The organism is Rhizobium sp. NFR12, assembly GCF_900108545.1.
Taxonomy (GTDB): Bacteria; Pseudomonadota; Alphaproteobacteria; order Rhizobiales; family Rhizobiaceae; genus Neorhizobium; species Neorhizobium soli.
This window is the reverse complement of record NZ_FNWM01000004.1, coordinates 188,241-202,614: the sequence shown is the minus strand read 5'-3', so window position 1 is coordinate 202,614 and position 14,374 is coordinate 188,241. Positions and strand designations below refer to the sequence as shown.

The following is a 14,374-nucleotide window of genomic DNA, read 5'->3' as shown; positions in this document are numbered from 1 at the left end:
CATTTTCAAAGACCTACGCTCGATGCCCTGACGACCGACCAGCTGGCTTCGGAGGAAAGCCGCGCGTCGGCAACGCCGATGATGGAACAGTTCATCGAGATCAAGGCCAACAATCCCGGATCGCTGCTGTTCTATCGGATGGGCGATTTTTACGAGCTGTTCTTCGAGGATGCGATCGATGCCTCGCGCGCGCTCGGCATTACGCTGACCAGGCGAGGCCAGCATATGGGGCAGGACATTCCGATGTGCGGCGTACCCGTGCATGCAGCGGATGACTACTTGCAGCGGCTGATCATGCTCGGCTTCCGCGTCGCCGTCTGCGAACAGGTGGAAGATCCGGCGGAAGCGAAGAAGCGCGGCTCCAAATCGGTGGTCAAACGCGATGTCGTGCGGCTCGTCACGCCCGGCACAATCACCGAGGAAAAGCTGCTCGTCGCCTCGGAATCCAACTACCTGATGACGCTTGCCCGCATCAAGGGCGCTGCCGAACCGCTGATGGCGCTTGCCTGGATCGATATCTCCACCGGCGTCTTCCGGCTGGCGGAAACCGAGCCGTCGCGCCTGCTGGCCGACATCCTGCGGATCGAGCCGCGCGAACTGATCATGCCGGATACGATGTTTCACGATGCGGAACTGAAGCCGGTCTTCGACGTGCTTGGCCGCGTCGCTGTGCCGCAGCCTTCGGTCCTGTTCGACAGCGCCACCTCGGAAGGCCGCATCGCGCGCTATTTCGGCGTCGGCACGCTAGATGGCTTCGGCACGTTTTCCCGCGCTGAAATGGCAGCGGCCGCAGCTGCCATCGCCTATGTGGAAAAGACCCAGATGGCGGAGCGCCCGCCGCTCGGCCGGCCGGAGCGCGAAAGCGGCGCCTCGACGCTGTTCATCGATCCAGCCACCCGCGGCAATCTGGAACTGACGAAAACCTTGTCAGGCGAGCGCGAAGGCACGCTCCTGAAAGCGATCGACCGAACCGTCACCGGCGGCGGTGCAAGGCTTCTGGCCGAACGGCTGATGTCGCCGCTGACCGATCCGGACCGCATCAACCGAAGGCTCGATTCCGTCTCCTTCCTCGGGGACGAGCCGGGCCTGTGTTCGGATCTGCGCTCCTCGCTGAAACACGTGCCGGATATGCCGCGCGCTTTGTCACGTCTGGCGCTCGATCGCGGCGGCCCGCGTGATCTCGGCGCGATCCTTGCTGGCCTTGAAGCAGCGCGTGGCGTTGCAAGCTTCCTCAGTGGTGCCATGCTGCCGCAGGAACTGTCGGAAGCGCTCGATGATCTGAAGATGCTGCCGGGGGAACTCGAAACCCTGCTTGGCACCACACTTGCGGAAGACCTTCCGCTTCTCAAGCGCGATGGCGGCTTTCTTGCGGATGGTGCACGTGCCGAACTGGACGAGGTACGCGCACTGCGCGATCAGTCGCGCAAGGTCATCGCCGGGCTGCAGCTGCAATATGCCGAAGAGACCGGCATCAAGTCTCTGAAGATCAAGCACAACAACGTGCTCGGCTATTTCATCGAGGTGACCGCCGGCAATGCCGGCCCGATGACCGACACGCCTGAGGCTAAGGCGCGCTTCATCCACCGCCAGACCATGGCGAATGCGATGCGCTTCACCACGACCGAGCTGGCCGATCTGGAAAGCCGCATCGCCAACGCCGCCGACCGGGCGCTGACGATCGAACTCGAAGCCTTCCGTCTGATGGTCGAGGCCGTGACCGCCGAAGCCGAAGCGATCAAGGCCGGCGCCCGCGCGCTTGCCATTGTGGACGTTGCTGCCGGTCTTGCGATGCTTGCCGAGGAGTGGGACTACCGCCGCCCGGCGGTCGATGCGTCGCGCATGTTCGCGATCGAAGGCGGTCGCCATCCGGTGGTCGAGCAGGCGCTGCGCCGTCAGTCATCAGGCCCGTTCATCGCCAACGAATGCGACCTTTCGCCTGGTGGGACCGACGAGTTCGGTGCCCTGTGGCTCCTCACCGGTCCCAACATGGGCGGTAAATCGACGTTTCTGCGCCAGAACGCGCTGATTGCCATCCTAGCTCAGATGGGGTCCTTCGTTCCTGCCGCGTCCGCCCATATCGGCATCGTCGACCGCCTGTTTTCCCGCGTCGGAGCCTCCGACGATCTTGCCCGCGGCCGTTCCACCTTCATGGTCGAAATGGTCGAGACGGCAGCGATCCTCAACCAGGCGACGGACCGTTCGCTGGTCATCCTTGATGAGATCGGCCGCGGCACGGCAACCTTCGACGGCCTGTCGATTGCCTGGGCCGCAGTCGAGCACCTGCACGAAGGCAACCGCTGCCGTGGGCTGTTCGCCACCCATTTCCACGAACTCACCGTGCTCTCGGAAAAGCTCAACCGCCTTTCCAATGCCACGATGAAGGTCAAGGAATGGGACGGCGAGGTCATCTTCCTGCATGAAGTCGGACCCGGTGCTGCCGATCGCTCCTACGGTATCCAGGTCGCACGGCTTGCCGGCCTGCCCGACAGCGTTGTCGCCCGTGCCCGAGATGTGCTGACCAAGCTTGAGGACAGCGATCGCAAGAACCCCGCAAGCCAGCTCATCGACGATCTGCCGCTATTCCAGGTGGCGGTGAGAAAAGATGAGATGAAGCGCGGTCCGTCAAAGGTCGAGGAAACGCTGAAAGCCATCAATCCGGACGAAATGAGCCCGCGCGATGCGCTCGACGCCCTATATGCGTTGAAGAAGCAACTTGCGGCCAAGTAAGGCCGCATCTCAGTTGAAAGGAACACGCACGTGAGCGTCGCCTTCGTGAAGGAAGAAAGTGCCGAAACCGCAGCGGAAACCCAGCTGCCGGACAGGCCTGTCTCGTCGCATCCCAACCTCGTCACCGAGGCCGGCCTGAAGGCGCTAGAGGCGCAGCTTCGTACCGCAAAGGAGGCTTTTGACGCGGCCAACACGGTTGAGGACGTCAACGAGCGCCGCCGCCAGGCCGCAGGTCCCGCGCGCGACCTCCGCTACTTCGCCGAGAGGCTGCACAGCGCTCAGCTAGTGCCTGCACCGGTTTCGACTGAAGTCGTCGCCTTCGGCAACACGGTGCGCTTCAGCCGTGACGACGGCCGCGAGCAGGCTTATCGCATCGTTGGCGAGGATGAGGCCGATCCGAAGGAAGGTTCGATCTCCTACGTTTCTCCCGTTGCAAGTGCGCTTCTGGGCAAGTCGGTCGGCGATGTCGTGACCGTAAACGGTCATGAACTCGAAATTACTGCAATTTCCTGACGCATTCTCCTGAAACCACACCTCAGCGCTTGAGAAGGCCCTCCGCTCCGGCTATCTGATTCTTTCCATTGAAAGAAAAGGCTGATCGCGGCATGACTCCAGATTATCTCGTCACCCATTCCGGTGGCTTCCATGCCGACGAACTCCTGTCCAGTGTCATCCTGACGCGGCTGTTCCCCGATGCACGCATCGTCCGCAGCCGGGCTCCCGAATGGATCACGCCGGGTGGCGACCGCATCATCTACGACGTCGGCGGCTCCTTCGACGCGCAGGCGCAGATTTTCGATCATCACCAGCGCGGTGCGCCCTTGCGAGATGACGGCGCGCCGTTCAGTTCCTTCGGCCTGATCTGGAAGCACTACGGCCGCGATTACCTGCTCGCCTTCGGCGTACCGGAAGCCCATGTCGAGGCGGTGCACGCAGCCTTCGACACCAAGTTCGTGCTGCCGATCGACCTCATGGACAATGGCGCGCTCAGCCCCTCGGCCGCAGGTCCGATGGCCGGCCTGACACTGCCGTCGCTTCTCGAAACCCTGAAGCCCGCCTTTGACGAAAAGGACGAAGGCGCCGATGACCGTGCCTTCCATGCAGCGCTCGTCATCGCCCGCGCCTTTGTCGAAGCCGGCATTTCCCAGCGCGCCGCAAAGCTGCGGGCAGAGACGCTGGTTCTGGACGCCATTGCCAAGGCCGGCGAGGGGCGCATTCTCGAATTGCCGATGGGCATGCCGTTCCGCCCCGCCATCCTGAAGGCCGGCGCCGATCAGCTTCTCTTCGTCGTCCACCCGCGCGACAAGGACTGGTGCGTCACCGGCATCCGCCGCGCCGATGACGGTTTCGAACTGCGCGCCGATCTCCCCGCCGCATGGGCCGGCCTCACCAATGCAGATCTGGAAGCCGCATCCGGCGTCGAAGGCGCCACGTTCTGCCACAACGGCCGCTTTATCGCCGCCGCCAGAACCCGCGAAGCAACGCTCGCCATGGCGGAACTCGCGGTGAAGGAGGCCCTGTCTAAAGGCCTCCTCCCTGCGGCTGGCTGAGCGCTCAGCGTTCCAGCAGCGTTCTGCGAAGAAAGACGGCAATATTGAAGAAGATCTGCTGATGCAGCTTTTCGCGTGGGATGTCGCTCACCTCATCGCAAACCGGATCATCCTCATACTGCTTCAGCAATTCTGCTCCATTCGCGTTGCAGATGCTGAGGAACGAGAAATGGTTTGCGCCGGGAACTAGCGCGTAGTTGGCCTCTGGAATATCGACTGCCAGCGACTGGGCGTTGGTGCCGGACATGATGCGGTCGCCTTCGCCGAGGTTGATGAAAAGCATTGGTCTATCGATGCCGGCAAGACTTTCGTTCTGGTAAGCCATGGCAAAACCCGGATCGACCGCAATCACCGCTGAAACGCGCTTGTCGCCATAACCACCTTCGAATGCCTCCCGATCGACTTGGGAAAAATCCACCCCGCCCTTCTGAAACCAGTTGCAGCCCGCATCCTTGCCGCCTGCCTCCGCGCAATGGGTGACAAAGGTCTGAAGCGACGCGCGGGCACCGGCGGTCAGCATCATCGTGGTGCCCCCAAGCGAAAAACCGATGCCGCCGATCCGATCCTTGTCGACAAGCGCGCTCCAGGTGGCGCTCGTCGTCAGTGTATCGATCAGGGCCGAAACATCCTGTGCCCGCTCCCAGATCTTGAAGCTTTCCACCGGAATGGAATCGCCTGAGGTCGAGTGGATATGATTGGGTGCCGCAACGATGAAGCCGTTGCGCGCGAGTTCTGTCGAAAGCCAGCCCAGCCCCGCTGCATTGCCGCCCGAGCCATGGCTCAAAATGACCAGCGGAAACTTCTCCTGCACCGGCGTGGCATTACGGCGAGCAGGCACGCCGACCCACAGAGCATCGGCACCCAGCGTATAGGGATCGCCGTCGGCCTTTGCCGGATAGGTGATCAGCACTCTCTCGGGTTGGGTTCGATGCGAAGGATTGATCTGGATCCACTGGGTTCCCGCCTCGAAGGCGAAGGCCGGCAAGGCGGTTGCGGAATACCCGAAACCGATCAGGGCAAGGGTTGCAAGGCGAAGGCGGGGTAGGGGCAGGGCCATGGAAATCTCCATCGGGGTTGTGAACGGCACCACCCTTGCGCCTGTATCTGCCTGCCTTTCGACCTCGATCGTGATATGGTCGGACCTCAAACATGTTTCAGGCCATTTACCGCCGGGGTCACTGCAGTGCTCTCTATCCCTTTGCCGTTTCTGGTCGGTATCGTCTTTGCCCTTGCGCTCTATCACAGCCTCAAAGGCGTCGACGTGCCGGGAAGCCGTCGCTACTTCATTGCATTTGTCGTTCTCTATGCGGCCCAGGGCTTGGTCGTCGGCCTTCATTTCGGCTACGGCATAACGGCGCTCGCACCGGTTCAGCCGGTCACGGCCTCCGTCATGCCGCCGCTTGCGTTTCTCGCCTTCCAGTCGCTTTCCGGCGGCGGCCGTTCTGCGCCCTGGCGCCACCTCGCCGCACCGTTTTGCGTCGGCACTTCGGTCGTCTTCGCACCGATCCTGGTCGATCCGCTCCTGCTGGTGATCTTTCTCTTTTACGGCGTCGCCCTCTGGCGGCTGACCCGTTCGGAAGGTTCCGATCTCATGGTCGAAGCCAGCCTTCAGCGAATGCACCCCGCCCTGCGGGCCGCAAGAATGACGGCCGCGCTGATGCTGTTCTTCGCAGTCAGCGATGCTGCCCTCTCGATCTACACAACGTTCAACGGGAGGGACGACATTCCGCTTGTCCTGACGGCGATCAACATCGTCGTTCTCGTGGTAACCGGCATCTACTATCTTGCGCCGGAAGCAGGAGAAGGCCCGCTGCCGAACGGGAAGGCAAATGAGGCCAATCCACAGGATGAGGGTCTCGTCTTACGCGCGACAGAGGCTTTGGATCGGGACGGTCTCTACCGCGACGAAAACCTCAGTCTAGCGAAACTCGCCCGCAAGGCCGGCGTGCCGGCGCGGGATCTGTCGGTTGCCATCAACCGCGCAACCGGCCTCAATATCTCGCAGTTCGTCAACCGACGCCGGATCGCGGAAGCATGCGTGCTTCTGCGCGAAACCAGCCGGCCGGCGACGGTCATCATGTTCGATGTCGGTTTTTCGACCAAGTCGAACTTCAACCGCGAGTTTCGCCGCATCACTGGCATGAGCCCGCGTCAGTGGCGCAGCGGATCGAAGTCTATCGCAGACCCGGGCAATATCGGGCTTGACGTTCCGGTCGCGAACAAACAACTTGGCGCCGTCAAGCCGTAACCGTGGTAAGCACGCTGCTCACATGCGGAGCGCTCTGCGGTAACGGCTGCGCAACAAAAATGAGCTAAAGCGTATGGGGCAGGGCCGCAGGGACCTGGGAACGCTTTAGGGGAGGTGCCCGAAATCCGTCGTCGTCTCCATCGGGAATGGAGAGGGCGGGCACCGGCAGGAAGACATGGCCAAGCAAGCAACAAGACAAGATCATCGTCACGATATCGATTTTTCCGAACTGATGGACGTCGCCGGCCTGCAGACGAAATGCCGCGAGGCGCTCGGAACCAAGGATCGGCCGCTGCTGGAATCGCGGGCAGCTCTCCTGCCGATCCTGCGGCAGGCAAGTGTCGACGGTCGCGAAAAGGCACGCGAACTGCTGAGCCAGGATGGCAGCGGTCTTCGCTGCGCCCGCCGCATATCCTGGATCCAGGACCAGCTGATCTGCGTCCTCAATGAAACCATCACCGAGAGCCTCTATCCGGAAGGCCGCGAGATCGCCGTTGCCGCCACCGGCGGTTACGGCCGCGGCACGCTCGCGCCAGGGTCCGATATCGATCTTCTTTTCCTGCTGCCCGAAAAGAATTCCGATGCCATGCGCAAGGCGGTGGAATTCCTGCTCTATCTCCTGTGGGACATGGGCTTCAAGGTCGGCCATGCCACCCGCACGGTGGAGGAATGCATTCGCCTGTCGAAAACCGACATGACGATCCGCACCGCCATTCTCGAATGCCGCCCGATCTGCGGCAGCGGCGCGCTGGTCAATCAGCTGATGTCGCGCTTCGATCTGGAAGTCGTTGCCGGCACCGGTCCGGAATTCGTCGCCGCCAAACTTGCCGAGCGCGACCAGCGCCACAAGAAGGCGGGCGATACGCGCTATCTGGTCGAGCCCAACGTCAAGGAGGGCAAGGGTGGCCTGCGCGATCTGCACACGCTGTTCTGGATTGCCAAATACTACTACCGCGTTCGCGAAACGACTGAACTCGTCAAGCTCGGCGTCCTCTCGCGCGAGGAAGCAAGGTCCTTCGAAAAGGCCGATGACTTTCTCTGGGCGGTGCGCTGCCAGATGCATTTTCTGACGGGCAAGGCGGAGGAACGTCTGTCGTTCGATATCCAACGCGATATCGCGGCAAGCCTCGGCTACAATGCGCGGCCTGGCCTCTCCTCCGTCGAACGCTTCATGAAGCATTATTTCCTGGTCGCCAAGAACGTCGGCGATCTCACCCGCATTCTATGCGCAGCGCTGGAGGACCAGCAGGCGAAGGCCGCACCCGGCCTCACCCAGCGCGTCATCTCGCGCTTCACCAAGCGGCTGCACAAGATTGCCGGCTCCGTCGAATTCGTGGAAGACCGCGGTCGTATCACGCTGGCCGATCCCGGCGTCTTCAAGCGCGATCCGGTCAGCCTGATCCGCTTCTTCCACGTGGCGGACCTGACCGGGCTGGAACTTCATCCCGACGCGCTGAAAAGCATCACCCGTTCGCTTTCGCTTATCGACAGTGCCCTGCGCGAAGACGACGAGGCAAACCGTCTCTTCCTCTCCATCCTCACCTCCAGGCGCGATCCCGGCCTGATGCTGCGGCGGATGAACGAGGCCGGCGTGCTCGGCCGCTTCATTCCCGAATTCGGCAAGGTCGTGGCGATGATGCAGTTCAACATGTATCACCACTATACGGTCGACGAGCACCTGATCCGCTCGGTCGATGCGCTGTCGGAGATCGATCACGGCCGAGCGGCGGACATGCATCCGCTCGCCAACAAGCTGATGCCGACGATCGAGGAGCGCGCGGCGCTCTATGTCGCAGTGCTGATCCACGATATCGCCAAGGGCCGCCAGGAGGATCATTCGACCGCCGGCGCCCGGATCGCGAAAAAGCTCTGCCCGCGTCTCGGCCTCAACCCGAAACAGACCGAACTCGTCGTCTGGCTGGTGGAACAACACCTGATCATGTCGATGACGGCGCAGACCCGCGATCTGCATGATCGCAAGACCATCGCCGACTTTGCCGAAAAAGTCCGGTCGCTGGATCGCTTGAAGCTGCTGCTGGTGCTGACCATCTGCGATATCCGCGCCGTCGGCCCGGGCGTCTGGAACGGCTGGAAGGGTCAGCTTCTGCGCACCCTCTACTATGAAACGGAACTGCGTCTCTCCGGCGGCTTCTCGGAAGCATCCGGCAAGGAGCGGGCCAAGGTGGCGGAGGAAGATCTCGCCAACGCCCTGTCCGACTGGAGCCAGCAGGACCGCGAGGCGCTGGTGAAGCTGCATTACCAGCCATATCTCCTGTCCGTGCCCGTCGAGGATCAGGTTCGCCACGCAGGCTTCATCCGCGAAACCGACAAGGCCGGCAAGCCGCTCGCCACCATGGTGCGCACCGACAGTTTTCGGGCGATCACCGAAATCACGGTTCTGGCCCCCGACCATCCGCGTCTTCTGTCGATTATCGCAGGCGCCTGTGCGGCAGCCGGTGCCAATATCGCCGATGCGCAGATCTTCACCACCTCCGATGGCCGTGCGCTCGATACGATCCACATCAACCGGGAATTTGCGGTCGATGACGACGAAATGCGCCGTGGCGGCACGATCGGACGGATGATCGAGGATGTGCTTGCCGGCAAGAAGCGCCTGCCGGAAGTCATCGCCATCCGCGCGAAAGCCAAGAAGAACAAGAACAAGGCCTTCGATATCCCGCCGTCCGCGATCATCTCGAACGGGCTTTCCAACAAATTCACCGTCGTCGAGGTCGAATGCCTCGACCGGACCGGTCTGCTTGCGGAAATCACCGCGGCCCTTGCCGATCTCTCGCTGGATATTCAGTCGGCGCGGATCACCACGTTTGGTGAAAAGGTGATCGATACGTTCTACGTCACCGATCTCGTCGGTCACAAGGTGACCAATGAGAACCGCCAGGGCAATATCATCACCCGGCTGAAGGCGGTCATGGCGGAACAGGAAGACGAGCTTCAGGAAGCCATGCCGGATGGTATCGTCGCGCCCCAGCCGGCTGCCGCAGACGGAGCAAATGTCTTGCCGCGGAAGTCGAAAGTCGGTGTCTGAAACACGACACCGGTGCTATCCCTGCTGAACGGGTGCTTCGTTCGGTCCGATCTTTTGCGCCGCAGAAACTGTGGGGCAGGGCGCCGGCCGAACGACGCATGCCAACGCACAGGCAGAACATGAACAATCCCAGCTTCCCCAGCATGAGACCAAGCCGATGAGCCCAAACCGATGAGTCTTGCCAGAAAATTCGCAACCGTCGGCGGCGCGACGCTCGGCAGCCGCATCTTCGGTTTCGCCCGTGAAACCTTCATGGCGGCGGCCCTTGGCACCGGGCCGATGGCAGACGTGTTTTACGCGGCCTTCCGGTTTCCGAACCTGTTTCGCCGGCTGTTTGCCGAAGGCGCCTTCAACGCCGCTTTCGTTCCGCTGTTTTCCAAGGAAATCGAGGCGAACGGCGTCGACGGAGCCAAGCGGTTTTCCGAAGAGGTCTTCGGCGTCCTGTTTTCCGCGCTACTGATCATCACCATCGCCATGCAGCTGGCCATGCCCTGGCTGGTCCGGTGGGTCATTGCCCCAGGCTTTGCAGATGACGCGGAAAAGACGGCGCTGACTGTGCGCATGGCCGTCGTCATGTTCCCCTATCTCATGTGCATGTCGCTGACGGCGATGATGAGCGGCATGCTCAACTCGCTGCATCATTTCTTTGCCGCCGCCATCGCGCCGGTGTTCTTGAACGTGGTGATGATCGCAGCGCTTCTCTACGGCCTCTGGGTTGGCGCCGATCCGCGTGAAATCGCCTGGTATCTGTCGTGGAGCGTGCTGGTTGCGGGCGTGTTGCAGCTTGGCGTCGTCTATGCCGGCGTGCGTCATGCGGGCATCAATATCGGCTTTCGCCGGCCCAAGATGACGCCCAACGTCAAGCGCCTGCTCTGGCTCGCGGTTCCGGCCGCAATCACCGGCGGCATTACCCAAATCAACCAGATCATCGGCCAGGCGATTGCGTCGGGCAAGGAAGGCGCAATCGCTGCCCTGCAATATGCCGACCGCATCTACCAGCTGCCGCTCGGTGTCGTCGGCGTTGCCGTCGGCGTCGTGCTTCTTCCAGAATTGTCGCGGGCGCTGAAGGGCGGCCACGTCAAGGAAGCCGGCAACATCCAGAACCGCTCGATCGAATTCGTGCTGTTCCTGACGCTTCCTGCTGCTGCCGGTCTGTGGATCCTGTCGGATGCGATTATCCGTGTGCTTTACGAGCGCGGTGCGTTTTCAGCGGAAAACACGGCCGTCGTCGCCTCGATCCTTGCGATCTACGGCATCGGTCTTCCGGGTTTCGTGCTGATCAAGGCGCTGCAGCCGGGCTTTTATGCCCGCGAGGATACCAAAACGCCGATGCGCTTTACCATGGTGTCGGTCGTCATCAACTCCGGCCTCGCCATCACGCTGTTTCCGATGATCGCCGAACGCGGCATCGCGACGGCAGAAGCCGCGGCGGGCTGGATCAACACGATACTGCTGTTCTCGACGCTGGTCTGGCGGGGTGATCTCGTCTGGGAATGGGCGCTTGCCCGGCGTACCGCACTTTTGCTGGTCGCGACAGGGGTCATGGCGGCGGCGCTGTTTTATGCGCTTCCCTATGCCAGCCCATGGCTGCAACCGGGCTCGCATCTGTTGACCCAGGTGCTGGCTCTGGCCTGCCTTCTGGGGATTGCAATGGTCGTCTATTTCGCCTGCGCGTTTGCGATCGGCGGTGCCGATCTCGGCATGATCAGGCGAAACATCAAGCGGAAGCCAAAGTCTGCTGTTCCACCACCGGCGGAGTCCTGAACTCAGGACTTTCCGCGACGCTTCAGGCTAGCAAGGCTGCCCTTGCCAACTTTTCCACCTTTGCCGCAATGCGCCCAGGCACGCCGCGGGCCGACATCCACATGCACGATGCCGTTGCAGTAGCGGCCGATGCCGCCGATGCCCGGGGCGCTCGCTGCTGCCGCAAGCACCCTCTTTTCGGCAACGCCGGGAACGCGAATGTCGGCGGCGTAGCAGTGGCTGTGCTGTGATGTCCCAGAGCGCGGGCGGTGGCCGGAGGTCACCATCGGCTTCTTGCCGGTTTCCTTGGCGATATGGGCAAGGATGGCACCCAGCTTCTCGGGAAAGCAGTTGGTCCGAACGCTGACGCGCTGGACAGTATAGTAAGCAGAGTAGTCGTGTTTGAAAGAACTGCTGCGGCGTTTCTCGCCTTTTTCGGCGGCTTGTGCGGTCGCGGACAGCGTTAGGCAGAGCGTCATGAAGCAGGACAGCGCGACGCGGTAAAAGATGCGCATACGGGTAAACCTCGGAAAATACTCACGACCGACTGGGGTCGACTTGGTGGGGGAGTATTTCTTTCCGAAAAGTGACCTCAGTATGGAGGAATTTGCCCCAAAGTGGGATTTGTCTGCCTCAGGGGTTAAGCTGCGTTAACCTTGCGGTTGCTTCGGCGTTCTTGACAGGCCAGGCAGGAAGCGTCGAAGACAGGTTCCCGCCACGTCAAAACAAGGTGTGCTTCAATGTCGATCCGTTCCCTTTTTCTGGTCACGCTGGTCGTTGACGACTACGATCGGGCGCTCGATTTTTACTGCGGAATCATGGACTTTGAGCTTGTCTCCGATACCCCTTTGGAGGCGACCAAGCGCTGGGTGGTGGTCCGCCCGCCGGGCAAAGAGGGGGCAGCGCTCCTGCTGGCACGCGCCGACAGCGACGTCCAAACGGACGCGATCGGCAACCAGACGGCGGGTCGGGTAAGTTTTTTCTTGAAAACCGACGATTTTGCCGGGGATCACTCCCGTTTGTCGGCAAAAGGCTTGCGCTTCATCGAAGAACCGCGCCACGAACCCTATGGCACGGTCGCAGTGTTTGAAGATTGCTACGGTAACCTTTGGGATCTCATTCAGCACGCGGATGATGCAGCCTCTTGATCCCTCGTGGCGGGGCGTGCATAAGCCCGGCCATCAGCTACATGGCCCGCGGGGCGCAGCAGCGGCAAGCACGCACACTTGTCAGGTTGCGCATTCCAGGACCTGAGGCCTTCCATCAGCCTATCGAGGATCTAGAATGAACAGCTTCAAGCCGCTCGTCTTTTCCGGTGTCCAGCCCACCGGCAATCTCCATCTCGGCAACTATCTCGGCGCCATCCGCAAGTTTGTCGCCCTGCAGGAAAACAACGACTGCATCTATTGCGTCGTCGATCTGCACGCGATCACCGCACAGCTCGTGCATGATGACCTGCGCGGCCAGATCCGCTCGATCGCAGCGGCCTTTATCGCGTCCGGCATCGATCCGAAGAAGCACATCGTCTTCAACCAGTCCGCCGTGCCGCAGCATGCCGAACTTGCCTGGATCTTCAACTGCGTCGCCCGCATCGGCTGGATGAACCGGATGACCCAGTTCAAGGACAAGGCCGGCAAGGACCGCGAGAACGCTTCGCTTGGACTGCTCGCCTATCCAAGCCTGATGGCGGCCGACATTCTCGTCTACCGCGCCACCCACGTGCCTGTCGGCGACGACCAGAAGCAGCACCTGGAACTTGCCCGCGATATCGCCCAGAAGTTCAATATCGATTTCCAGGACAAGATCCGCGCAACCGGCACCGGCGTCGACATGGTTGTCGGCGAAGAACCGATCCATGGCTATTTCCCGCTTGTCGAGCCGCTGATCGATGGTCCGGCCCCGCGCGTCATGAGCTTGCGCGACGGCACCAAGAAAATGTCGAAATCCGATCCGTCGGATCTGTCGCGCATCAACCTGATGGACGATGCCGATGAGATTCTGAAGAAGATCCGCAAGGCGAAGACCGATCCCGAGGGACTGCCGAGCGAACTCGAAGGCCTCGAAGGTCGCCCGGAAGCGGCCAATCTCGTGGGCATCTACGCGGCACTCGCCGATCGCACCAAGGCGGATGTGCTTGCCGAATTCGGCGGCCAGCAGTTCTCGGTGTTCAAGCCGGCGCTCGCCGACTTGGCCGTTCACGTTCTGGCGCCGATCTCGCTCGAGATGCGCCGCCTGCTGGACGACACGACCCATATCGATGCCATCCTGCGTGATGGGGGCGAGCGTGCCCGCGCCCGCGCCGAAAAGGTCATGGGCGAAGTCTTCGATATCGTCGGCTTCCTGCGCTAAGCGGGAACATCGGCGAAAATCTTGCACCCGTCACGGTCGCGTGGCGGGTTTTCATTTTCGCGGGTTCGTATAATTTCGCCACAACGACAACGTCCGACGGGAATTGAGGGGGCGGCATGGTTTCGAAACGGCTTTCCAGGCTTGAGGGACATCGGCGCAAGTTCATAGCGGTCATCGATGGCACCCCCGAATGCGAGCTTGCCGTGCACTATGCCGGCCGCCGCGCGAAGAATTCCAATGGCGGCCTGGTGCTGCTCTTCGTCATTCCCGATGGCGATTTCCAGCAATGGATCGGCGTCGAGCAGATCATGCGCGCCGAAGCCATGGAAGAAGCGGAATCGATCATGGCGAAGGCCGCCCAGAGGGTGCGCGAAACGATCGGGATCGATCCCGAAATCGTCATCCGCGAGGGAAGCGCGCCCGAGCAGATCAACATGCTGGTGGAGGAAGACCGCGATATCGCCGTTCTTGTTCTTGCCGCCGGTTCGACCAAGGAAGGGCCGGGCCCGCTGGTCTCAGCGGTTGCCGGCAGGGGTGCTGCTTTCCCCATTCCCGTCACCGTTCTGCCGGATACGCTGACCGACGAGGAAATCGACGCGCTCGCCTGACCTCTCTTGACCAGATTGGAAGAAAGGCGCACTTGAACCAAAAGCTGATCGCGACTATCTTCTTTGGAAGAGTTCTAAGTTTGCGGCGCCCGCTGGCGCGCAC

General features: G+C 61.6%; 11 protein-coding genes. 9 read left to right on the top strand and 2 right to left on the bottom strand.

Annotated features, from left to right (window positions below):
- The first annotated feature begins 78 nt into the window (after positions 1–78).
- From mutS to BLW69_RS17300, 3 genes are all read left to right on the top strand, one after another.
- Positions 79–2,727, top strand: coding sequence for a DNA mismatch repair protein MutS (gene mutS, locus BLW69_RS17310; RefSeq protein ID WP_092664111.1), 2,649 nt, complete (start codon positions 79–81; stop codon positions 2,725–2,727).
- A gap of 30 nt (positions 2,728–2,757) precedes the next feature.
- Complete coding sequence (gene greA, locus BLW69_RS17305) at positions 2,758–3,240, top strand: transcription elongation factor GreA (protein ID WP_092663754.1); 483 nt, start codon at positions 2,758–2,760, stop codon at positions 3,238–3,240.
- Between the two features lie 92 nt (positions 3,241–3,332).
- On the top strand, positions 3,333–4,277 hold the full coding sequence (locus BLW69_RS17300; protein WP_092664109.1) for an MYG1 family protein: 945 nt from the start codon (positions 3,333–3,335) through the stop codon (positions 4,275–4,277).
- A 4-nt stretch (positions 4,278–4,281) separates the two neighbouring features.
- Here the strand turns inward: BLW69_RS17300 and BLW69_RS17295 are convergent, their stop codons facing one another.
- The gene (locus BLW69_RS17295) at positions 4,282–5,334 is read right to left on the bottom strand and encodes an alpha/beta hydrolase family protein (RefSeq protein WP_162759429.1); all 1,053 of its coding nucleotides are present in this window, start codon (positions 5,332–5,334) and stop codon (positions 4,282–4,284) included.
- 126 nt (positions 5,335–5,460) lie between these two features.
- On the opposite strand from BLW69_RS17295, the gene BLW69_RS17290 reads away from it, so the two are divergent.
- From BLW69_RS17290 to murJ, 3 genes are all read left to right on the top strand, one after another.
- On the top strand, positions 5,461–6,525 hold the full coding sequence (locus tag BLW69_RS17290; protein WP_162759430.1) for a helix-turn-helix domain-containing protein: 1,065 nt from the start codon (positions 5,461–5,463) through the stop codon (positions 6,523–6,525).
- Positions 6,526–6,700: 175 nt separating this feature from the next.
- Positions 6,701–9,571: a [protein-PII] uridylyltransferase gene (locus BLW69_RS17285; RefSeq protein ID WP_092663748.1), complete on the top strand. Its 2,871-nt coding sequence runs from the start codon at positions 6,701–6,703 to the stop codon at positions 9,569–9,571.
- A 171-nt stretch (positions 9,572–9,742) separates the two neighbouring features.
- The gene (gene murJ, locus BLW69_RS17280; RefSeq protein ID WP_092663746.1) at positions 9,743–11,335 is read left to right on the top strand and encodes a murein biosynthesis integral membrane protein MurJ; all 1,593 of its coding nucleotides are present in this window, start codon (positions 9,743–9,745) and stop codon (positions 11,333–11,335) included.
- A 2-nt stretch (positions 11,336–11,337) separates the two neighbouring features.
- On the opposite strand, the gene BLW69_RS17275 is transcribed toward murJ, so the two are convergent.
- Positions 11,338–11,829 carry a YcbK family protein gene (locus BLW69_RS17275; RefSeq protein WP_092663744.1) on the bottom strand — a complete coding sequence of 164 codons (492 nt, stop codon included), beginning with the start codon at positions 11,827–11,829 and terminating at the stop codon, positions 11,338–11,340.
- 225 nt (positions 11,830–12,054) lie between these two features.
- On the opposite strand from BLW69_RS17275, the gene BLW69_RS17270 reads away from it, so the two are divergent.
- The 3 genes from BLW69_RS17270 to BLW69_RS17260 all read left to right on the top strand — a co-directional run bounded on the left by BLW69_RS17270 (position 12,055) and on the right by BLW69_RS17260 (position 14,271).
- A complete protein-coding gene (locus tag BLW69_RS17270; protein ID WP_092663742.1) occupies positions 12,055–12,462 on the top strand; it encodes a VOC family protein in 408 nt (135 codons plus the stop codon).
- 136 nt (positions 12,463–12,598) lie between these two features.
- Positions 12,599–13,663 (top strand): tryptophan--tRNA ligase, encoded by a 1,065-nt coding sequence (trpS, locus tag BLW69_RS17265; RefSeq protein ID WP_092663740.1) that lies wholly within the window; start codon positions 12,599–12,601, stop codon positions 13,661–13,663.
- A gap of 116 nt (positions 13,664–13,779) precedes the next feature.
- Entirely contained in the window at positions 13,780–14,271 is a 492-nt protein-coding gene (locus BLW69_RS17260) for a universal stress protein (protein WP_062454005.1), read from the top strand.
- Positions 14,272–14,374: the final 103 nt, after the last annotated feature.